Origin of the sequence: Pseudomonas lini (genome assembly GCF_964063345.1) — a bacterium.
GTDB lineage: Bacteria > Pseudomonadota > Gammaproteobacteria > Pseudomonadales > Pseudomonadaceae > Aquipseudomonas > Aquipseudomonas lini_B.
The window spans coordinates 3,836,025-3,858,159 of record NZ_OZ061318.1 but is presented as its reverse complement, the minus strand read 5'-3'; the positions used below and the strand labels follow the sequence as shown (position 1 = coordinate 3,858,159).

Genomic DNA, 22,135 nt, shown 5'->3' with positions numbered 1-22,135 from the left:
GCTCGCGATGGGGTGCAACATTCAACATTAGTGCTGAATGTAACTCCGCTATCGCGAGCAGGCTCGCTCCCACAGGGATTACAACCGGATCAGGACTTTTTGGCGGTCCCGGCAGCTTTGACGCCGCGCTGGCGCAGGGCTTCGAACAGACAGACGCCAGTCGCCACGGACACATTGAGACTGCTGACACTGCCCGCCATCGGCAGACGCACCAGGTAGTCGCAAAGATCGCGAGTCAGGCGGCGCATTCCGCTGCCCTCCGCGCCCATGATCAGGATGGTCGGGCCGGTCAGGTCTTGCTGATACAACTCCTGCTCAGCCTCACCCGCCGTACCGACGACCCACAAGCCACGCTGCTTGAGTTTTTCCAGGGTGCGCGCCAGGTTGGTCACCGCCACCAACGGAATCACTTCCGCCGCGCCGCAGGCGACTTTACGCACTGTCGGGGTCAGGGTGGCTGACTTGTCCTTTGGCACGATCACCGCCAGCGCGCCGGCCGCATCGGCCGAACGCAGGCAAGCGCCGAGGTTGTGCGGATCGGTCACGCCATCGAGCACCAGCAACAGCGGTGCGCCTTCAGTGCGATCGAGCAATTCGTCGAGCATCGCCTCGCCCCAGACCTGACTCGGACTGACGTCCGCGACCACGCCCTGGTGCACGCCTTCTACCCACGCATCCAGCTCGCGACGCTCAGCCTGACCGACCGCTACGCGATTTTCGGCAGCGAGTGCGATCAGCGTCTGCACCCGCGGATCACTGCGGCCTTCAGCCAGCCAGATCTGCTTGACGCGTTTTGGGTGGTGACGCAGCAACGCTTCTACAGCGTGCACGCCATAGATCTTTTCCAACTGACTCATGACTTGGCCTTAGGTTTACGCGCCCCGCCGCTTCTGGCGGCTGGAGCGGAACCCGCTTTTGGCGGGCCTTTACGGTGTTTGCTCGGTTTTGCTGGCTTGCTGCCGGAGGCCTTGTCAGGCGCCGACCGCCCGGTCTTTCCCCCAGACGCCGCTTTACCGCCGCTTTTCGCTTCAGACAACAACGCCTGTTTCAGTTCACGACTTTTGCGCAACTCGGCATTTTTTGCCGCGGCATCGCTGGGACGATAGGCTTCGACAGCCTTTTCCTTGGCAGGACGACGGCCGGTTTTCGCCGGTGCCGGCTCTGCAGCCGATTTGATAGCAGCGCCAGCAGGAGCAGCAGTTTCAGTCCCACGCTTCTTGCGGCCGATCGGCGCGCTGATGGTTTTTTCAGCCATCTCGAAGTCGATCTTGCGCTCGTCGAGGTCGACGCGCATGACGCGCACTTCAACGGTGTCGCCAAGACGGAAGCTGCGACCGGTACGCTCACCGGCCAGGCGATGGTGCACTGGATCGAAGTGGTAGTAATCGCCAGGCAACGCGGTGACGTGCACCAGGCCTTCGACGTAAATGTCGGTCAGCTCGACGAACAGACCAAAACCGGTCACGGCAGTGATCACACCCGGGAACGATTCGCCCACGCGATCTTTCATGAACTCGCACTTGAGCCAGTTCACCACGTCGCGGGTCGCTTCGTCGGCACGGCGTTCGCTCATCGAGCACTGCTCGCCGAGCTGCTCCAGGATCGCTTCGTCGTACGGGTAGATGCGTGCTTTCGGAATGATCATCGCGCCGGCACGGCGAACGTGCGGGGTGTCCATTTTCGAATGGATGACGCTGCGAATCGCCCGGTGCGTGAGCAAGTCCGGGTAGCGGCGAATCGGCGAAGTGAAGTGGGTATAGGCTTCGTAATTCAGGCCGAAGTGGCCCTGGTTATCAGCGCTGTACACCGCTTGGCTCAACGAACGCAGCATGACGGTCTGGATCAGGTGGAAATCCGGACGGTCCTTGATGCTGGCCAGCAAAGCCTGGTAATCCTTCGGCGACGGACCATCCTTGCCTTTGTGCAGGGACAGGCCGAGTTCGCCAAGGAAGGCGCGCAGTTTTTCCAGACGCTCCGGTGGCGGGCCGTCATGGACGCGATACAAAGCCGGGATTTCGTGCTTTTTCAGGAATTCGGCAGTGGCCACGTTGGCCGCCAGCATGCATTCCTCGATCAGCTTGTGGGCGTCGTTGCGAACGGTTGGACGGATTTCGGCAATCTTGCGCTCGGAACCGAAGATGATCCGGGTTTCCTGCGTTTCGAAATCGATAGCGCCACGCACATGACGGGCCGCCAGCAGAACCTTGTACAGCGCGTACAGCTGCTTGAGGTGCGGCAGAACGTCGGTGTATTCACCACGAAGCTGACGCGCTTCGGTGGCTTTCGGCGTTTCCAGCATGGCGCTGACCTTGTTATAGGTCAGGCGAGCGTGGGAGTGAATCACCGCTTCGTAGAAGCAGTAATCGGTCATCTCGCCGGATTTGGAGATGGTCATCTCGCAGACCATGGCCAGGCGATCGACGTGCGGGTTCAGCGAGCACAGGCCGTTGGACAGTTGCTCTGGCAGCATCGGCACAACGCGCTCGGGGAAGTACACCGAGTTGCCACGCACCTGGGATTCGTTATCCAGTGCCGAACCGATTTTCACGTAGCTGGAAACGTCGGCGATCGCCACGTACAACTTCCAGCCACCGGAGAACAGGCGCAGCTTGCCCGGCTTGGCTTCGCAGTAGACCGCGTCATCGAAGTCGCGCGCATCTTCACCGTCGATGGTCACGAACGGCAGATGGCGCAGGTCGATGCGCTTCTCTTTGTCTTTCTCTTCGACTTCCGGCTTGAGCTTGGCGGCTTCCTTGAGCACCGCTTCAGGCCAGACGTGAGGAATATCGTAGGTGCGCAGGGCGACATCGATTTCCATGCCTGGCGCCATGTAGTTACCCACGACTTCGACCACGTCGCCTTGCGGCTGGAAGCGTGGCGTCGGCCAGTGGGTGATCTTCACTTCGACGAACTGACCGATCTGGGCGTTGGCGTTGCGGCCCGGAGTCACCAGCACTTCTTGCTGGATCTTCGGATTATCCGCGACGACAAAACCGATACCGCCCTCTTCGAAGTAACGACCGACGATAGTCTCGTGGGCACGGGACACCACTTCGACGATCATGCCTTCGCGGCGACCGCGACGGTCGAGGCCGGAAACACGGGCCAGGGCACGGTCGCCATCGAACACCAGGCGCATTTGCCCCGGGCTCATGAACAGGTCGTCACTGCCGTCATCCGGTACCAGGAAGCCGAAGCCGTCACGGTGACCGCTGATGCGGCCCAGGATCAAGTCGAGCTTGTCCACCGGCGCATAAGTGCCGCGACGGGTATAGATGAGTTGAGCGTCGCGCTCCATGGCACGCAGGCGGCGACGCAGGGCTTCGATCTGGTCTTCTGTGGTCAGACCAAACTCTTCGACCAGCTGCTCGCGGTTAGCAGGCGAACCTCGATCAGCAAGGTGCTGAAGGATCAGTTCGCGGCTAGGAATAGGGTTTTCATATTTTTCCGCTTCACGAGCGGCCTCGGGATCGAGGGACTGCCAATCGGCCATTAGAGAGTTTTCACCTTGTCTATATGCGGGTTAGTTTGGCATAGGCGTAATGAAACGGGAAATTTCAGGCTATGACAGCCCATCTAAAGCCCTTTATCGACATCGCAACGCCGATTTGAATACCACTGGAGAAATTTTCCAGGTTTTTTCGATGCTGGGGGTTTACAGTTAAAAAGACGCTCCGTATAGTGCGCGCCATCGACGACGCACACGCGCTGCCGATACTGCCCAGATGGTGAAATTGGTAGACACGCCAGCTTCAGGTGCTGGTGACCGCAAGGTCGTGGAAGTTCGAGTCTTCTTCTGGGCACCAATTTCGAGCTTGAGATTAGATCAATTTCAAGGCTCATACAAAAACCCGCGAAAGCGGGTTTTTGCATTTCAGGCTTCCGGTTTATTAAAATTAAATCAGGGGTTTACAGATCAAAATGCTCTCCGTATAGTGCGCCACATCAACAGCGGCAACGCTTGCGATTATGCCCAGATGGTGAAATTGGTAGACACGCCAGCTTCAGGTGCTGGTGACCGCAAGGTCGTGGAAGTTCGAGTCTTCTTCTGGGCACCAATTCAAATTCAAGGTCACGATCTTGAATTTCACAGAAACCCGCGAAAGCGGGTTTTTGCGTTTCTGGCTTTCGAAAACTTCAAGCCATTACTTCCCTGTGACGAGGGAGCTTGCTCCCGCTGGGTCGCGAAGCGGCCCTCATCACTCGTTAGTCATACCGCAATTTCAGGTTTACGACTGCTTCGCAGCCGAACGGGAGCAAGCTCCCTCGCCACAGAAACTCGCCCCTGCCCCTCTAGCAAACCCTCCTCAGACCCGCAAGACGCACATGAGAAACAATATCGTTTATCATTGTTGCAAGATTTTGCAATGCGACAGTGAGGAACCCTGCGAATGATGTTTCGAAATACCCTGCGCCGCGGCCTGACCATCACCCTGCTCGGCCTGACACTCGCCACTCCCCTCACCCAAGCCGCCGATCCGGTTTCCCTGACACTCTACAACGGCCAACATAAGGAAGTCGGCGACGCCGTCGCCAAAGCCTTCGAAGCCAAGACCGGGATTCACGTCAATGTGCGCAAGGGCAGCAGCAACCAGCTCGCCAGCCAGATCGTCGAAGAAGGCGATCGCTCCCCCGCCGACGTGATCTATACCGAAGAATCCCCACCGCTGAACAAACTCGGCGAACAAGGCCTGCTGGCGAAAACCGATGCCGCTACCCTCGCCGTTCTGCCAAAGGACTACGTTGCCGGGAACGGAACCTGGATCGGTATCACTGCGCGAGTCCGCGTGGTTGCATTCAATCCCAAGCTGATCGATGAGAAGGACTTGCCCAAGTCGGTAATGGAATTCTCCGATCCGAAGTGGCAAGGCAAGGTCGGCTTCGTGCCCACCAGCGGCGCATTTCAGGAACAAGCCGTAGCAATCATCAAAGTGCATGGCATGGATGCGGCTGAAGAATGGCTCACTGGTCTGCGCGCTTTCGGCAAAACCTACAGCAACAACATGGTCGCGCTGAAGGCTGTGGAAAACGGCGAAGTCGCCACCGTGCTGGTGAACAATTACTACTGGTTCGCCTTGCAGCGTGAAAAAGGCCAGCTCGATTCGAAATTGCATTACTTCACCGGCGGCGACGTCGGCGGGTTGATCACCGTTTCCAGCGCTGCGGTGCTGAAATCCAGCAAGCATCCAAAGGAAGCCCAGCAATTCCTCGCCTACATGGCGAGCGAAGAGGGTCAGCGAGTGATCACCCAGACCACCGCCGAATACCCGCTGCATAAAGGCATGGAATCTGATCGCGGCCTCAAGCCGTTCAGCGAACTGCAAGCGCCGAAAGTCACCCCAGCCGATCTCGGCAACGCCGAAGAAGCCCTGGACCTGGAACGTGACGTTGGCTTGAACTGATGAGCGCATCGTTATCTGCCCCCGCGTTGCGCGGGGGCTACGTGCCACGGCGCAAGCGTCCGTCAATTTGGTTGTTGCTGCCGGTTTTGCTGCTGGTGGTGCTCAGTCTATTGCCACTGGCTTATGTCGGCCTCAAGACTTGGCAAGCTGGCTGGGCCGAGGCGCTGCATCTGTTGTGGCGCCCCTACGTGTTTGGCCTGCTGCGTAATACGCTGGCGCTGATGGTGGGCGTTACGCTGGCCTGCGGCGTGATTGGCCTGTCGCTCGCCTGGCTGCTGGAACGCAGCAATCTGCCGGGGCGACGGCTATGGGGCGTGATCCTGTGTCTGCCATTCGCGGTGCCGGCGTTTGTCAGCAGTTTCACCTGGGTCTCGTTGAGCGCTCACTTCGAAGGGCTGGGCGGGGCGATCCTGGTGATGACCCTGTCCAAATACCCGCTGATTTTTCTGCCGGTGGCGGCAACCCTGCGCAATCTCGATCCATCTCTTGAGGAGTCCGCACGGACCCTGGGGCAGAATCGCTGGGGCGTGTTCTTCAAAATCACCCTGCCTCTGCTTTGGCCGTCACTGCTGGCCGGTTCGCTGCTGATTGCGCTGCACATGCTGGTGGAGTTCGGCGCACTGTCGATCATTGGCCTGCAGACTTTCACGACAGCGATCTACCAACAGTTCGAGCTGGAATTCAGTAACGCTAACGCAGCGATGCTCTCGGCGGTGCTGCTGGCGCTGTGTCTGGTGCTGCTATGGCTGGAGCTACGCGTGCGTGGCAAGGGTCGACATGTACGCACCGGCCAAGGCGCGGCGCGACATGCGCAGCAGGTTCGTCTGGGGCCGTGGACGACTGGCGGACAGCTTTACTGCCTGCTGTTGGCAATCATCGGCAGCGGCATTCCCCTGGGGATGCTGGCGTACTGGCTGATGGTGGGTTCGTCAGCGGCGTTCCCGGTGGCCGCGATCAGCGAGGCCTTGTTGTCGTCTCTGGCGCTGTCTCTCGGTGGCGCGGCGTTGTGCCTGGTGCTGGCAGTGCCGGTGGGATTGTTGGTGGTGCGCCATAAAGGCCGACTGGCAATCTGGGCCGAACGCCTGCCGTATCTGCTGCATGCACTGCCGGGATTGGTGATTGCGCTGACCCTGGTGTATTTCGCCCTGCATTATGTGCCGGTGCTGTACCAGACCTCGGCGCTGCTGCTGATTGCTTATGCGCTGCTGTTTCTGCCGCTGGCACAGGCGCCGATTCGCACCGCGCTGAACAAGGCAGCGCCGCAACTGGAAGAGGCCGCACGCACGCTGGGAGCGTCGTCCTTCAGCGCGTTTTGTCGGGTGACGCTGCCGATAATCTTCCCTGCCTTGGGGGCAGCGTTTGCATTGGTGTTTCTGGATGCGATGAAGGAGCTGACGGCGACGCTGCTGCTGAGTCCGACCGGACTGAATACGTTGGCGACGGAAGTCTGGGCGCATACCGCAAATGTGGAGTTTGCGGCGGCGGCGCCTTATGCGGCGTTATTGATACTGGTGTCGGGGTTGCCTGTGTACCTGTTAACAACCCGGATGTACTTGAGCCGTTGAGATCGCTATCGCGGGCAAGCCCGCTCCCACAAGGGGAGCGGTCATATACAAAATTTGTGTACGGCACAAATCCTGTGGGAGCAGGCTTGCCCGCGATGGCGTCCGCACAAACAATACAAAACTTAAGCCCTGAACTGCCCCAAGCTAGCCTTCAACTGCGCCGCCAAACCATCCAGCACCTTGCCACTCGCCGTGGTCTCCACCACCGCCTGAGCAGCCTTCTCAGCCTGCGCATGAATGGTCTCAACCCGCCCCCGCACGGCCTGTGCACCTTGCGCCTGATGCGCCGCGGCCTGGGTCGCCAGACCGATCGCCGCATGAACCTGCTCGACCGACGCCTGCACCGACTGCTGCAACCGCGCACTGTCGCGCAACACCAGCAAACCTTCGCTGGCCTGACGTCCGGCCTGGCCAATCGCTGCAACTGCCTCCCGTGCGCCCTGCTGCAACGCAACGATGTGAGCCTGAATGTCGCCGGTTGAGCTCTGAGTCTTGCTCGCCAGTGCCCGCACCTCATCCGCCACGACAGCAAACCCGCGACCGGTCTCGCCGGCACGCGCCGCCTCAATGGCCGCGTTCAATGCCAGCAAGTTGGTTTGCTCGGCGATCCCGTGAATCACCGTCAGCACCACTTCAATCTGCTCACTCTGCTGCGCCAGGCGCTCGATGACTTTCGCGCCGGTGTCGACCTGCCCGGCCAATGCTTCGATCAGGCTGCCGACTTTCGCCGAGGTCCGAGTGTTTTCATCCGTGGCCTGACGAATGCCCACCACCTGCTGCAAGGCGGCCTGCATGGCGTGGCTTTCAGACTGAGCTTCGTCAGCCATTTGCGACAACGCGCGCAAGCTTTCGGCCACTTCATCGCGCTGCATGCCCGCCGCCGCATCAGCGCCGGCATTGCGCAGGGTCATGGCGCCGATTTCCACGCCGGTACGCTGGGCCACATCGCCCGCCTCCCGCACGATCGGCTGCAACTTATCCACAAAGCGATTGACCGCCGAGGCCATGTCGCCAATCTCATCCTGGCTGTTGATCTGCACACGCTTGGTCAGATCGCCCTCGCCTGCCGCCAGGTCATCCATGGCAGCGATCAGCAGCTTCAAGCGATTGACCACGCGACGACCCAGCACCACCGCCAGCAACAGCAGCACACCAAAACCCACCACCGCCAGGCCCATGCCGATGCGCCAGCGCAAAGTCCCCGCAGCTTCCTGCACGGCAGTGGTGGTATTGGCTTTCATTTCAGTGGCGGTGGACTGCGCCGATTGCAGACGCCCGCGCATCGCCATTGCGCTGTCAGCTGCCGCGCCTTTGAGGCTGTCACCCACCAGTTGATCGCTGCTGGCGATCAGTGCCGAGAAGCGCTTGTCCAGTGCCGCCAGATCGGTTTCCACGGAGGCGGTCGAGACGCCCATCAAAACTTTGCCGATCTCCACCCCATTGGGGTTGATCGAGGCTTCAAGGTAGTAGACCGACGGATCGTTTTTCGCCGCATCCAGGACTTTGTCCAACGCTCGTTCGCCCTGGCCTTTTTCCAGAAGCGCCTTGTTGATCGGGTTCTCCCGGTTGAGGTAGCGCGTCAGGTGCTGGCCCGTGGCGTCGTCGTAGACCACGAACAACACATTGGGATTTCGCTGGGCACGGCGAGCGAATTCGGACAGGGTGGGAATGTCGCTGTCCCACATGGCGCGGGGTGCGACCGAGGCCAGAAGCTGCGCCATGTCGTTGGCCGATTCCTTCAGGTCCTTCTCCAGCGTCGTACGCAGTTGTGCCTGCTCGTCCTTCAGACGCGAAGACAGCCCGACGGTCAGGCGCTGACGGGTACTGGTGGACAGGCTATCCAGGCTCGACGTGACTTCACGTCCTGCCTGCTCAAGCTCACCAGAGAGCTTTTGGCTGTCGGCGTCCAGCCGCATACCCAAATCAGCTTCCAGCGCAGTCACCGTGCTCCGGGTCAGAGCGACAGCCACCAGCACCTGCACCAAGAGGGCGATACCAAGGGTAACGAACACGGGCCGCAAGAGACGGCTTTGTAACAGTGAGAGAACGGCCGACACTGAAAATCCCTCTGCTTTGACGCCATCAAATTGATAGCACGTCAGAAACGATGCCTTTTCAATGTTCGCAGCAAAGGTCATGCCGTTCGACAGGCATAAACGACAAAGGCCCCAATTAAGGGGCCTTTGTGTTTTACATCAACGACTTATTAAGCGAACGGGTGACGCAGAACGATGGTTTCGTTGCGGTCCGGGCCCGTCGAAATAATGTCGATCGGCGCACCGATCAGCTCTTCAACGCGCTTGATGTAAGCACGGGCGTTAGCTGGCAGCTCTTCCAGGGTTTTGGCACCCACGGTCGACTCTGTCCAGCCCGGCACTTCTTCGTACACCGGCTGCAGGCCCATGTAGCTGTCAGCGTCAGTCGGGGCAACGTCCTTACCTTCTGCATCTTTGTAGCCGACGCAGATGTTGATGGTTTCCAGACCGTCGAGTACGTCCAGCTTGGTCAGGCAGATGCCCGAGATGCTGTTCACATCGATAGCGCGACGCAGGATAACGGCGTCAAACCAGCCACAACGACGAGCACGGCCAGTAGTCGCGCCGAACTCGTGACCTTGTTTAGCCAGGTGCGCACCGACTTCGTCGAACAGCTCAGTCGGGAATGGACCCGAACCTACGCGTGTGGTGTAAGCCTTGGTGATACCCAGGATGTAGTCCAGGAACATAGGACCAACGCCCGAACCGGTAGCAACGCCGCCAGCGGTGGTGTTAGAGCTGGTCACGTACGGGTAGGTGCCGTGGTCGATGTCCAGCAAAGAACCTTGGGCACCTTCGAACATGATGTCTTTGCCAGCACGACGCAGGTCGTGCAGCTCGGCAGTCACGTCCAGCATCAGCGGCTTGAGCAGTTCAGCGTATTCTTTGCATTCGGCCAGGGTCTTGTCGAAGTCAATGGCTGGCTCTTTGTAGAAACCGACCAACATGAAGTTGTGGTATTCCACCAGTTCACGCAGCTTGGCTTCAAAGCGCGGCATGTTGAGCAGATCGCCTACGCGCAGACCGCGACGGGCAACCTTGTCTTCGTAAGCCGGGCCGATGCCGCGACCGGTAGTACCGATCTTCAGCTCGCCACGGGCCTTTTCACGGGCCTGGTCCAGCGCTACGTGATAGGACAGGATTAGCGGGCAGGACGGGCTGATACGCAGGCGCTCGCGCACCGGTACGCCTTTCTCTTCCAGCTTGATGATTTCCCGCAGCAATGCGTCGGGTGCAACCACCACGCCGTTACCGATCAGGCACTGCACGCCTTCGCGCAGCACGCCCGACGGAATCAGGTGCAAGACGGTTTTTTCGCCGTCGATCACCAGGGTGTGGCCAGCGTTGTGGCCACCTTGGTAGCGCACTACGGCGGCAGCATGTTCGGTCAGCAGATCAACGATCTTGCCTTTGCCCTCATCACCCCATTGGGTGCCCAGGACTACGACATTCTTACCCATAACACTTGTCCTCATTCGCGCAAACTTGGTGCCGGCGGCGGCCGGCAGGAAAACTCAAGAAGCCAGCGGCAATACTTGCCAAAGCCCGTTCTGCTGAATCAATTGCCGGTCGCAGTCCGCTTCACGGGCGGCGGCCAAAAGTTGCCCAGGCAATGCCTGAACGACACGCTGACCCTCACTGCGCAACTGGCAAACCTGCTGCCAGAGTGCTGCATCCGTACTGTCAGGCATCCAGATACCGCCAGACGGTAGCTCGATTTCAGCACGCCCCAGGGTCACCAGGGTTTTCAAATCGGTAGAGAAACCAGTTGCCGGACGGGCACGACCGAAGTCGGCGCCGATGTCGTCATAACGACCGCCCTGAGCGATGGACTGGCCAACACCCGGTACGAACACGGCGAACACTACACCAGTGTGGTAGTGATAGCCGCGCAACTCGCCCAGGTCGAAATACAACGGTAATTCCGGGAAACGCGTGGACAGACGCTCGGCAATTGCCAGCAAATCGTCCAGGGCCGCCAGTACGGGTGCCGGCGCATTGGCCAGACGCTCACGCGCTGCGCTCAACACTTCACGACCGCCACACAGGCCGACCAGCGCTCGCAGCATGCCCGACAGATCGGCCGGCAGGCCTTCGGTCAAGGTAATAACCTCGTCGATGGCTTTACGTTGCAACGCATCGAACAACTGTTGCTCGACCTCGCCGGACAAACCGGCGGCGCGGGCCAGGCCGCGGTAGATACCGACATGGCCGAGGTCCATGTGCACATCCGGCACATCGGCCAGTTGCAGCATGGCCAGCATCAGGCTGATGACTTCCACGTCGCTGCTTGGGCTGGCATCGCCGTACAACTCGGCACCCAGTTGAATCGGGCTGCGCGAGGACGACAAGGCACGCGGCTGAGCATGCAGCACGCTACCGGCATAACACAGACGGCTCGGACCTTCGCGACGCAGGGTGTGCGCATCGATGCGCGCCACTTGCGGCGTGATGTCGGCACGGAAACCCATCTGCCGGCCCGATTGCGGGTCGATGACCTTGAAGGTACGCAGATCGAGGTCCGAACCCGCGCCGGTCAGCAGGGACTCCAGGTACTCGATATGGGGAGTCACGACAAACTCGTAACCCCAGCTCTGGAACAGATCCAACACCTGGCGACGCGCTACTTCGATGCGCGCAGCTTCCGGTGGCAGTACTTCTTCGATGCCATCTGGCAGCAGCCAGCGGTCTACCGTTGCCATTACGCCATTCCCCTATGATCCGGGCGACAAGCCTTTGGGCGAGCCTTGAGTGAAGCAGAAAATGGTCGGCTCATGTGCAAACCACGCGCATGAACAACGGGGCGAAAGCCTGAAATCGGCTTCACCAACCACTTTCCTCGAAAAACCTGTCGAGTCATTCAACTCGGGCGCCTGCATAAAAACAGCAATCAAACGTGCAGACGCAAAAAAGCCGGGAATTTCCCGGCTGCCGCATCATACACACGTTTTCCCAAAGGATCACCCCGCCCGAGGCTTTAGCCGCCAGGCGGGGGATGATTCAGGTCAACGTCGTATCAAGGCTTGGCTTTTTCCAGGTAACGGAAGAAGTCGCTGCCCGGGTCCAGGACCATAACGTCGGATTTGTTCGCGAAGCTTTCACGGTAGGCACGCAGGCTACGGTAAAACGCGTAGAACTCCTGATCCTGACCGTATGCCTTGGAGTAGATCGCAGCAGCCTGGGCGTCACCGTCACCGCGAACCTCTTCGGATTCACGATAGGCTTCAGCCAGCAGCACGCGGCGTTGACGATCGGCGTCGGCACGGATGCCTTCGGACAGCTCGTTACCCTTGGCGCGGTGCTCGCGAGCTTCACGCTCACGCTCGGTGCTCATACGTTCGAACACGCTGCGGTTCACTTCCTTCGGCAGGTCGATGGTTTTGACCCGGACATCGACAACTTCGATGCCCAGTTCTTTCTCAGCCATCTTGTTCAGCGAAGCCGTGATATCCGCCATCAGCGCATCACGCTCACCGGACACCACTTCGTGCAGGGTGCGTTTACCGAACTGGTCACGCAGGCCCGATTCCAGACGACGGGAAAGACGCTCATCGGCAATCTGCTTGAGGCCGGAAGTCGCGGTGTAGAAGCGCTCGGCATCTTTCACGCGCCACTTGGCGTAGGCATCGACCATTACGGCTTTCTTTTCCAGCGTCAGGAAGCGTTGTGTCGGTGCATCCAGTGTCATCAGGCGTGCGTCGAATTTGCGCACCTTGTTCACGTAAGGCACTTTCACGTGCAGGCCCGGCTGAACATCGGCCTGGACCACGCGACCGAACTGCAGCATCACCGCGCGCTCGGTCTGAGCCACGATGTAGAAGCAGTTCCAGGCAACGATCGCCACGACGACGCCGATAATAAGGGCGATCAGCGATTTATTGCTCATCAGCGACTCTCCCTGGTACGTGCTTGCTGTTGCTGCAGATCAGCTGCCGCACGCGCATTCACTTCATTACTGCTGGCTGCTGCGCCGGTTACTGGAGCGCCGGGGCTGCGACCACTGTCGATCATCTTGTCCAGCGGCAAGTACAGCAGATTGTTCTGGCCATTCTTGTTGCCGGTCACGAGAACCTTGCTGGTGTTGCTGAAGATTTCCTGCATGGTGTCCAGGTACAGACGCTGGCGGGTGACTTCAGGGGCCTTGCGATACTCGGCCACCAGCTTGGTGAAGCGATCAGCCTCACCCTTGGCGCGGGAGACGGTCTCGTCGCGGTAACCGTTGGCATCCTCGAGGATGCGCTGGGCCTGACCACGGGCTTCCGGCACGACGCCGTTGGCGTAGGTTTCAGCCTGGTTGCGCGAACGCTGCTCGTCTTCACGGGCGCGGATCACGTCGTCGAAGGCTTCCTGAACTTCACGCGGTGCAGCTGCGCTCTGTACGTTGACCTGGGTGACGGTGATACCGGTGCGATAGGTATCGAGGAAGCGTTGCAGACGCTCCTTGATTTCGCTGGCCATCAATTCACGACCTTCGGTCAGCACCTGATCCATGGCGGTAGAACCCACCACGTGACGCAAGGCACTGTCGGTCGCATGCTGCAGACTGATTTCCGGCTGATCGACGTTCAGCACGAAGTCTTGCAGATTGCTGATCTTGTACTGCACGGTCAGCGGCACTTCGACGATGTTTTCGTCTTCAGTCAGCATTTGACCCTGCTTGGTGTAGGCACGCTCACGCGTGACGTTCTCCAGGTACTTGCGATCGATCGGCGGGAAATAGATGTTCAGGCCCGGGCCGACAGTTTCATAGTATTTGCCGAAGCGCAGCACCACGGCCTGCTCCTGCTCGTCGACCACGTAGACAGCGCTGTACAGCCACACGGCCGCCAGCACGACCAGGCCGATGCCGAGCAGGCCGCCGAAACCGCCACTCTTGCCCGAACCGCCGCCCTCGTCACCGCGTTTTTTACCACCACCGAACAACCCGTTCAGGCTTTCCTGCAGCTTTCGGAAGGCCTCGTCGAGATCCGGTGGTCCCTTGCGGTCGCCGTTATTGCGGCGCTTGCCACCCCAAGGATCCTGATTATTCGAGTTGCCACCCGGCTCATTCCAAGCCATAGCGCTCTCCATCTGATAAAGCAAAGACGCACCCACGGCGCGCCGACCAATGCTACAGAATGCCTGTCACCACGGCACAACCGCTTTCTCAGGCTTTTATTGCAAAGTGTGTTGCTCGATGAATTCCATCGGTTGCAGACCTTCGCGGCTCACGAGTCGATTCAATTCGATCCGTGGCAAGCGAACGGCCAGCAAGCTGATGCCTTCTTCGTCGTGTTCTTCTTTTTGCACCGCACCGAGTTCGAAAAACTGCGCTCGCAGTCGAGCAAAACGTTGCGGCAAGCGCAAGGTGCCAACAAACAAATCACTGCCCAACAGTTCCGCCACAGCCTGCTTGAGCAGGTCCAGGCCGGTACCGTCCTTGGCCGACAACCAGACCCGCTGCGGTTTGCCATCGGCATCGCGCTGGATCTGCGGCTCAACACCCTCGAGCAAATCGAGTTTGTTGTATACCTCAAGGATCGGCAAGTCTTGCGCCCCGATCTCCCCGAGTACCACCATGACCTGTTCAATCTGGGCCATCCGCTCAGGCTCATGCGCATCGATCACGTGCAGCAGCAGGTCGGAGTTGCTCGACTCTTCGAGCGTAGCCCGAAATGCTTCGACCAGTTTGTGCGGCAAGTGGCGAATGAAGCCCACGGTGTCGGCCAGCACGATTGGCCCGAGGTCATCGAGTTCGAGTCGACGCAAGGTCGGGTCGAGGGTAGCGAATAGCTGGTCGGCGGCGAAGACGTCGGAATCGGTGACCGAGTTGAACAGCGTCGATTTGCCGGCGTTGGTATAACCCACCAGTGAAACCGTCGGGATGTCAGCACGTTTGCGCCCGCGACGAGATTGCTCGCGCTGGCTGCGGACCTTTTCCAGGCGCCCCTTGATCTGCCGCAGGCGAACCCGCAACAGGCGCCGGTCGGTTTCCAGCTGGGTTTCACCCGGGCCGCGCAGACCGATACCGCCCTTCTGCCGCTCAAGGTGAGTCCAGCCACGAACCAGCCGCGTACTCATGTGTTCAAGCTGGGCCAGTTCAACCTGGAGCTTGCCTTCATGGGTGCGGGCGCGTTGGGCGAAGATATCGAGAATCAAACCCGTGCGATCAATCACGCGACACTCGAAAATACGTTCGAGGTTACGTTCCTGACTGGGCGTGAGGATGTGATTGAAAATCACCAGATCGACCTGTTCGGCGCTGACCAGGTCGCGTAATTCTTCGACCTTGCCACTGCTAATCAGGGTTTTGGCGGTTGGCCGATGACGCGGCACGTTAAAAAACGCGACGGTCTCGGCGCCAGCCGAAATTGCCAACTCCTGAAACTCCTGCGGATCTTCGCGCGCCTCAGGGTCCTGACCATCCAAGTGAACGAGAATTGCCCGCTCACCACCACCGTGGCGCTCAAAGAACAAAGGAGACTCCTATCAGGCGTTACCTGGCTCAGCGTCACCTGCTTCGGATTCGGTTGCGCTAGGCAGACGAATTGGACGAACCGGCACCACTGTAGAGATAGCGTGTTTGTAAACCATTTGGCTAACGGTGTTTTTTAGCAGGATAACGAACTGGTCGAAAGACTCGATCGTGCCTTGCAGTTTGATCCCGTTGACCAGGTAGATGGAAACCCCCACTTTCTCTTTACGTAAAGTATTCAAGTAAGGGTCTTGTAGCGAATGCCCTTTTGACATGTGCCGCACTCCTTTAAGGATTCAATATAAAAAATAGGTAAACAAATGGCTTGGGGCCGTCACACCCCCAAGGATAGACGGCAATTGCAAGGACTCAGCTCAATATGGAGATGGTCCCGAGGTATTTCAAGGCGCGCGGCAGATTGTCGCAATCGAGGCTGTCCAACCAGTGTAAATCAGCCCAACTGCGCAGCCAGGTGAACTGGCGCTTTGCCAATTGGCGCGTGGCAATGATTCCACGCTCCTGCATCTCGGCTTGCGTCAGCTTGCCATCCAGGTAATCCCAGACTTGTCGATAACCCACTGCACGTATAGACGGCAACCCTGAATGCAGGTCACCTCTATCTCGCAGGGCTACGACCTCTTCGATGAATCCCTGTTCCAACATATTTGTGAATCTTTGTTTAATGCGCTCGTGCAGTACCTGGCGATTTGCCGGAGCGATGGCCAAGTTCGCGACAGTATAGGGCAATTGTTGCAGTCCCGAAGCGGCTGCTTCAGTACTTTGCGCAGATTGTCGCAAGCGTAGCTCAGTCATGCTCTGACCACTGACGCGATAAACTTCCAGTGCACGACTGAGACGCTGTGGATCGTTCGGATGAATTCGCGCTGCAGATTGCGGATCGATGACCGCCAATTGATCATGCAGGGCTTGCCAGCCAAGGCGCGCAGCCTCTTCTTCGATTTGCGCACGCACGTCTGGATCAGCCGCCGGCATGTCGGCCAGCCCCTCGATCAAAGCCTTGTAGTAGAGCATTGTGCCGCCTACCAGCAGCGGAATTTTTCCCCGAGCGGTGATCTCGGCCATGGCCTCAAGCGCATCACGACGAAAATCCGCAGCGGAATAACTCTCGGCCGGATCGAGAATATCGATCAACCGATGCGGAAACTCAGCCAGCAACTCTTTGGAAGGCTTGGCGGTGCCAATGTCCATGCCACGGTAAACCAGCGCCGAATCGACGCTGATCAGCTCGCAGGGTAGAACCTTGGTGAGTTCGATGGCCAGGTCGGTCTTGCCGGCAGCCGTCGGCCCCATCAGGAAAATCGCAGGAGGGAGCTGGCTCATCAACGACCGCGCAAAAACAGTTTGTCCAGATCGTCCAGGCCCAATTGGGTCCAGGTCGGTCGGCCATGGTTGCATTGACCGCTGCGTTCGGTGTTTTCCATGTCCCGCAGCAGACCGTTCATTTCCGGCAAGGCCAGACGCCGATTCGCGCGAATCGCGCCGTGGCAGGCCATGGTGCCGAGCAGTTCGTTAAGGTGTGCCTGAATCCGGTCACTGGTGCCGTATTCCATCAAATCCGCCAGAACGTCGCTGACCAATCGATTGGCTTCAGCCTGTTTCAGCAACGCGGGGATTTGCCGGATCGCCAGCGACTCCGGACCAAGACGCTGCAACTCAAAGCCCAGCCGCTGGAACCACGCGACATGTTCTTCGGCACAATCGGCTTCGCGCTGACTGACCGCCAGGGACTCTGGCACCAACAACGGCTGACCGCTCAGGCCTTCGCTGGCCATGGCGATTTTCAGGCGTTCGTACATGATCCGCTCGTGGGCGGCGTGCATGTCCACCAGCACCAGGCCTTGGGCGTTTTCCGAAAGAATATAGATGCCCTTGAGCTGCGCCAACGCGTAACCCAGCGGCGGAATGTCGTCCTGCCCGGCCGGCAGCGCTACCGCATTGGCTTCGGGCAACGGCGCGAAGAACTCGCGGTAGGCCGCTTGAGCTTCGGCGACGGGCACGCCGGACTGAGGTCGCGGAGAGTACTGATATTGATAACCGGCACCAGCGCCCGAGCCAGCCGGCGTGTTGAACGACGGTTGGGCCTGAGGCTGTTCCAGCAGCGCATTGGCCGCCAGGCGCATTTCACCCTGTGGACCGAACTCTCCCGCGTCGAGCCCGGTTGGCCGGACAATGGCGGTCGCGACAGGCGCGGCCAAATGATCTTCCGGCCGCACATCGCCAAGGGCGCGGTGCAAAGTGCCATAGAGGAAATCGTGAACCATGCGCCCGTCACGGAAGCGTACTTCGTGCTTGGTCGGGTGCACGTTGACGTCGACGCCTGCCGGATCGACTTCGAAAAACAGCACGAACGTCGGGTGCCGACCGTTGAACAGCACGTCGCGATAAGCCTGGCGCACTGCGTGGGCCACCAGCTTGTCGCGCACCGCGCGGCCATTCACAAAGAAATATTGCAAGTCTGCCTGGCTGCGGTTGAAGGTCGGCAACCCGACCCAGCCCCACAAGTGCAGGCCATTGCGCTCGATTTCGATCGGCAGCGCCTGCTCCAGAAAACCCGCCCCGCAGATTGCCGCCACACGCCGGGCGCGGGCCGCGTCATCGTGGGCTTCGTGCAGGCTGAGGATGGTTTTGCCGTTGTGGCGCAAATGGAACGCCACATCGAACCGCGCCAGCGCCAGACGCTTGATCACTTCTTGCAGGTGATCGAATTCGGTTTTTTCGGTCTTGAGAAACTTGCGGCGCGCCGGGGTGTTGAAAAACAAATCGCGCACTTCCACCGAAGTCCCCACCGGATGGGCCGCCGGTTGCACGCGCGGCGCCATGTCCCGGCCTTCGGTTTCCACTTGCCAGGCCTGATCGGCATCGCGAGTGCGGGACGTCAGGGTCAGACGCGCCACGGAGCTGATGGACGCCAGCGCCTCACCGCGAAAGCCCAGGCTCATCACCTGCTCAAGGTCTTCCAGATTACGAATCTTGCTGGTGGCGTGACGCGCCAGGGCCAAGGGCAGGTCATCGGCGGAAATGCCGCTGCCATCGTCGCGCACCCGCAGCAGCTTGACGCCGCCCTGCTCCACATCGACATCGATGCGTTTGGCACCGGAGTCGAGGCTGTTCTCCAGCAACTCCTTGATCACCGAGGCTGGGCGCTCAACCACTTCACCGGCGGCAATCTGGTTCGCCAGCCGTGGGCTGAGCAGCTCGATGCGCGCAGCGTTGGTCAGCACCTGGTTCATTCTTTGGCCGCCAGTTCTGTGCCGGGGATGGTCAACGTCTGACCAATCTTCAACTCATCGCTTTTGAGGTTGTTGGCATTACGCAAGGTGGCCGGAGATACCTGATAGCGCACAGCGATCATTGCCAACGTCTCGCCCGGGCTCACCCGATGGTCACGTGGACCTTGAGCAATTTTGCCGGAGTCGCGCAGCCAGGCAATGTAAGTGCCCGGCGGTGGATTCTGCTGGAAGAACTGCCGCACGCCGCTGCTGATGGAACGCGCCAGCGCCTGCTGATGGTTCGCAGCGGCAAGCTTGGAAGCTTCGTTGGCGTTGGAGATAAAACCGGTTTCCACCAGGATCGACGGGATATCCGGCGACTTCAGCACCATGAACCCGGCTTGCTCCACGCGCTGTTTATGCAGCGGCGTGACGCGACCGATGTTGCTCAAGACTTTCTGGCCAACGTTGAGGCTGGAGGTCAGGGAAGCAGTCATCGACAAATCGAGCAACACGCCGGCCAGCATGCGGTCCTTGTCGTCGAGGCTGACGTTGCCGGCACCACCGATCAAGTCGGAACGGTTTTCGCTGTCGGCCAGCCAACGGGCGGTTTCCGACGTAGCGCCGCGGTCGGACAGGGCGAACACCGACGCACCGAACGCGGCGGCCGATGGTGCTGCGTCGGCGTGGATCGAAACGAATAGATCGGCGCCCTTCTTGCGGGCGATTTCGGTACGGCCGCGCAACGGAATGAAGTAGTCGCCGGTGCGCGTCAGCTCGGCGCGGAAGCCTTTCATGCCATTGACCTGACGCTGCAGTTCACGGGCGATCGCCAGCACCACGTCTTTTTCACGCTGACCGCGAGAGCCCGAGGCACCCGGGTCTTCGCCACCGTGGCCGGCATCGATCACCACAATGATGTCGCGCTTGCCGGCTGGGGCTGGCGGCAGCTTGACCGGCGGATCTACCGGAGTGACCGGCACCGGGGCCACAGTCACGACGTTGGTCGGTACAGGAATTGGCGCGGCATCGGCGGCGTTATCGAACAGGTCGACCACCAAGCGATTACCGTATTGGGCGTTGGGCGCCAAGGTAAAACTTTTCGGCGTGACGGCCTTTTTCAGGTCGATGACCACTCGCAGGTCGGTCGGCGTACGTTGAGCCGAGCGCATGGCGGTGATCGGGGTGTTCGACGTGTTGACGTTCAACGGCGCACCGAGGGTCGCGCCATTGATGTCGATCACCAACCGGTCCGGGGAGGACAGGGTAAAGACACTGTGCTGGACGGGCCCTGTCAGGTCGAACACCAGTCGCGTGTTATCCGGAGCCCGCCACAGGCGAACGCTGTTGACCTTCGTCTCGGCCACAGCGTCGACGGTCACCGCCAGAAACAACAATCCTACGGCAGCAACCAACGCGCGAAAGCGCATACCTAACCCCATCATTTAATTGGATTCCAATGCCAAAGCGGCACACCACAACTCGCCACGCGAGCCTTGGGGCAAAATTTTCAGCGAACGCCCGCTGTCTTGCGGGCTAATGGTAATGGTAATGGTCAGGTCGGGCTTTGGCAAAAAGCCTGCACCGTTCCGGGGCCATTCGATCAGGCACAGTGCATCGTCTTCGAAATAGTCGCGGATGCCGAGGTACTCCAACTCCTCTGGATCGACCAGGCGATACAGGTCGAAATGGAAGGCGCGGACCTCCCCAATCTCGTAAGGCTCGACCAGGGTGAAGGTCGGACTTTTTACCGCGCCTGTATGCCCCAGGCCCCGGATGATGCCCCGGGACAGCGTGGTTTTCCCCGCACCCAGATCTCCCTCGAGAAAAATCAGACCGTGCCCTTCAGTGGTTTGTGCGATGCGCGCACCCAATGCGCTCATCGCCTCTTCATCAGCCAGGTACAGGGTTACTTCAGACACGGTGCTTGCTCCTCCAACAACTGACGAATGGCTGGAATCAGATCACTGGCCGCCAGCCCACGGCCGAATTCACTTTGTTGCGCGCCGGCATTGGCGTGCAGCCAGACCGCCAGGCATGCCGCGTCGTACGCGTCCATGCCCTGCGCGAGCAAGGCGCCGACCAGCCCGGCCAACACATCGCCCAAACCGGCAGATGCCATGGCCGGATGGCCCTGATGACACAACGCCAGACGACCGTCGGGGCTGGCGATCAAACTGCCAGCGCCCTTGAGGATCACCACCGCTGTATATTTTTTGCTCAATGCATGGGCAGCGGCCGGGCGGTCGGCCTGAACTTCCGCCGTTGATACCCCCAGTAATCGCGCCGCCTCGCCAGGGTGCGGCGTGATAACACAACCTGCGGGCAAACTCACGCCACCTTCGGCCAACAGGTTCAACGCATCGGCGTCCCAGACTTGCGGCAGCGGCGCATTGGCCGCGGCCGACAACAGACTGCGCCCCCAGGCTGCCTGCCCAAGCCCTGGGCCGACGACCAGCACCGTGACCTTCTCAAGCAGCCCCATCAATTGATTGGCCGACGAAGTGCCGAGCACCATAGCTTCCGGCAATCGCGCCAGAGCAGCCGGAACATGCTCGCTACGAGTGGCTACGGACACCATGCCAGCGCCGCTTCGCAAAGCACTTTGTGCACCGAGCAGGATGGCGCCGCCAAAACCGCGATCACCGCCGATCAGCAATACGTGGCCAAATTTGCCTTTGTGGGAAGTGGGAGCGCGACCGGTCGGACGGGGCACATTAGCGGCCGTCAGGCGACGAGCGCTGACCGTGGCCCCGATAAACGTCTCAGGCGCGGCTTGCAGATCATTGAATGCCAAATCGCCAACCACATCCGCAGCGTCACCGGTGAACAGGCCCAGCTTCAAACCGATGAACGTCACCGTCAGGTCCGCACGAACCGCAATGCCGAGCTGGCGCCCCGTATCGGCGCACAGCCCCGAGGGGATATCCACCGCTGCAACCGGCAGCCCACTGGCATTGATCCCGGCGATGACACTGGCGTATGGCTCGCGCACTTCACCGGTCAGGCCAGTGCCAAGCAAGGCATCCAGCACAATGCCGCGTAATTCGCAGTGCGCGTTCCAGTCTTGAATGGCGACGCCCTCGGCTACTGCCTCGGCATGGGCTGCAGCAGCATCGCCCTGCAAACGCCCGGGATCACCGGCGGCCAGCACCCGCACGTGCCAGCCGGCACGTCGGGCCAGCACGGCCACCAGGTAACCGTCGCCCGCATTATTGCCGTGGCCGGTGACCACGCTCAATTCGTGCGCCGTTGGCCAATGACGGACCAGCGCGCGCCAGGTCGCCCGCGCCGCACGCTGCATCAATTCGAAGCCCGGTGTACCGGCCGCAATCAGGCTCGCATCAAGCCCTCGGACTTGCGCGGCGCTATACAGCGCGTCGGGTAATTCATCTTTAGTGTGCGGCATGCGTCTTCAGGCTCCGATGTCTGGCAGAATTATACGCAT

General features: G+C 60.0%; 16 protein-coding genes and 2 tRNA genes. 4 read left to right on the top strand and 14 right to left on the bottom strand.

Annotation, left to right across the window (positions count from 1 at the left end):
- Positions 1-89: 89 nt before the first annotated feature.
- Together rlmB and rnr are read right to left on the bottom strand one after the other, a co-directional pair.
- Entirely contained in the window at positions 90-857 is a 768-nt protein-coding gene (gene rlmB / locus AB3226_RS17450; protein WP_123358679.1) for a 23S rRNA (guanosine(2251)-2'-O)-methyltransferase RlmB, read from the bottom strand.
- A complete protein-coding gene (rnr, locus tag AB3226_RS17445; protein ID WP_367373958.1) occupies positions 854-3,493 on the bottom strand; it encodes a ribonuclease R in 2,640 nt (879 codons plus the stop codon). Before rnr ends, rlmB begins: the two co-directional genes overlap by 4 nt.
- 226 nt (positions 3,494-3,719) lie before the next feature.
- Here rnr and AB3226_RS17440 point away from each other — a divergent pair.
- The 4 genes from AB3226_RS17440 (at position 3,720) to AB3226_RS17425 (ending at position 6,967) form a co-directional block, all read left to right on the top strand.
- Positions 3,720-3,806: transfer RNA gene (locus AB3226_RS17440), tRNA-Leu, on the top strand.
- Positions 3,807-3,971: 165 nt separating this feature from the next.
- Positions 3,972-4,058: transfer RNA gene (locus tag AB3226_RS17435), tRNA-Leu, on the top strand.
- 333 nt (positions 4,059-4,391) lie between these two features.
- On the top strand, positions 4,392-5,402 hold the full coding sequence (locus AB3226_RS17430) for an iron ABC transporter substrate-binding protein (RefSeq protein ID WP_048396143.1): 1,011 nt from the start codon (positions 4,392-4,394) through the stop codon (positions 5,400-5,402).
- Positions 5,402-6,967, top strand: coding sequence for an ABC transporter permease (locus AB3226_RS17425; protein WP_367373957.1), 1,566 nt, complete (start codon positions 5,402-5,404; stop codon positions 6,965-6,967). Before AB3226_RS17430 ends, AB3226_RS17425 begins: the two co-directional genes overlap by 1 nt.
- A 122-nt stretch (positions 6,968-7,089) precedes the next feature.
- On the opposite strand, the gene AB3226_RS17420 is transcribed toward AB3226_RS17425, so the two are convergent.
- The 12 genes from AB3226_RS17420 to AB3226_RS17365 all read right to left on the bottom strand — a co-directional run bounded on the left by AB3226_RS17420 (position 7,090) and on the right by AB3226_RS17365 (position 22,096).
- Entirely contained in the window at positions 7,090-9,024 is a 1,935-nt protein-coding gene (locus AB3226_RS17420; protein ID WP_367373956.1) for a methyl-accepting chemotaxis protein, read from the bottom strand.
- Positions 9,025-9,173: 149 nt separating this feature from the next.
- Positions 9,174-10,463 (bottom strand): adenylosuccinate synthase, encoded by a 1,290-nt coding sequence (locus tag AB3226_RS17415; RefSeq protein WP_030128327.1) that lies wholly within the window; start codon positions 10,461-10,463, stop codon positions 9,174-9,176.
- Between the two features lie 54 nt (positions 10,464-10,517).
- Complete coding sequence (locus tag AB3226_RS17410; protein ID WP_367373955.1) at positions 10,518-11,705, bottom strand: ATP phosphoribosyltransferase regulatory subunit; 1,188 nt, start codon at positions 11,703-11,705, stop codon at positions 10,518-10,520.
- Between the two features lie 314 nt (positions 11,706-12,019).
- Positions 12,020-12,889: a protease modulator HflC gene (gene hflC / locus AB3226_RS17405; RefSeq protein ID WP_123358683.1), complete on the bottom strand. Its 870-nt coding sequence runs from the start codon at positions 12,887-12,889 to the stop codon at positions 12,020-12,022.
- A complete protein-coding gene (gene hflK, locus AB3226_RS17400; RefSeq protein ID WP_367373954.1) occupies positions 12,889-14,061 on the bottom strand; it encodes an FtsH protease activity modulator HflK in 1,173 nt (390 codons plus the stop codon). The genes hflC and hflK overlap by 1 nt, the downstream gene beginning before the upstream one ends.
- Positions 14,062-14,157: 96 nt before the next feature.
- Entirely contained in the window at positions 14,158-15,459 is a 1,302-nt protein-coding gene (gene hflX / locus AB3226_RS17395; protein ID WP_008009827.1) for a ribosome rescue GTPase HflX, read from the bottom strand.
- Between the two features lie 12 nt (positions 15,460-15,471).
- Entirely contained in the window at positions 15,472-15,732 is a 261-nt protein-coding gene (gene hfq / locus AB3226_RS17390; RefSeq protein ID WP_007902656.1) for an RNA chaperone Hfq, read from the bottom strand.
- A gap of 94 nt (positions 15,733-15,826) precedes the next feature.
- A complete protein-coding gene (gene miaA, locus AB3226_RS17385; protein ID WP_367373953.1) occupies positions 15,827-16,798 on the bottom strand; it encodes a tRNA (adenosine(37)-N6)-dimethylallyltransferase MiaA in 972 nt (323 codons plus the stop codon).
- Positions 16,798-18,696, bottom strand: a complete 1,899-nt coding sequence (mutL, locus tag AB3226_RS17380; RefSeq protein WP_367375810.1) for a DNA mismatch repair endonuclease MutL — start codon at positions 18,694-18,696, stop codon at positions 16,798-16,800. Before mutL ends, miaA begins: the two co-directional genes overlap by 1 nt.
- 8 nt (positions 18,697-18,704) lie before the next feature.
- Positions 18,705-20,132 carry an N-acetylmuramoyl-L-alanine amidase gene (locus tag AB3226_RS17375; protein ID WP_367373952.1) on the bottom strand — a complete coding sequence of 476 codons (1,428 nt, stop codon included), beginning with the start codon at positions 20,130-20,132 and terminating at the stop codon, positions 18,705-18,707.
- On the bottom strand, positions 20,133-20,609 hold the full coding sequence (tsaE, locus tag AB3226_RS17370) for a tRNA (adenosine(37)-N6)-threonylcarbamoyltransferase complex ATPase subunit type 1 TsaE (protein ID WP_367373951.1): 477 nt from the start codon (positions 20,607-20,609) through the stop codon (positions 20,133-20,135).
- Entirely contained in the window at positions 20,597-22,096 is a 1,500-nt protein-coding gene (locus tag AB3226_RS17365; protein ID WP_367373950.1) for an NAD(P)H-hydrate dehydratase, read from the bottom strand. The genes tsaE and AB3226_RS17365 overlap by 13 nt, the downstream gene beginning before the upstream one ends.
- Positions 22,097-22,135: the final 39 nt, after the last annotated feature.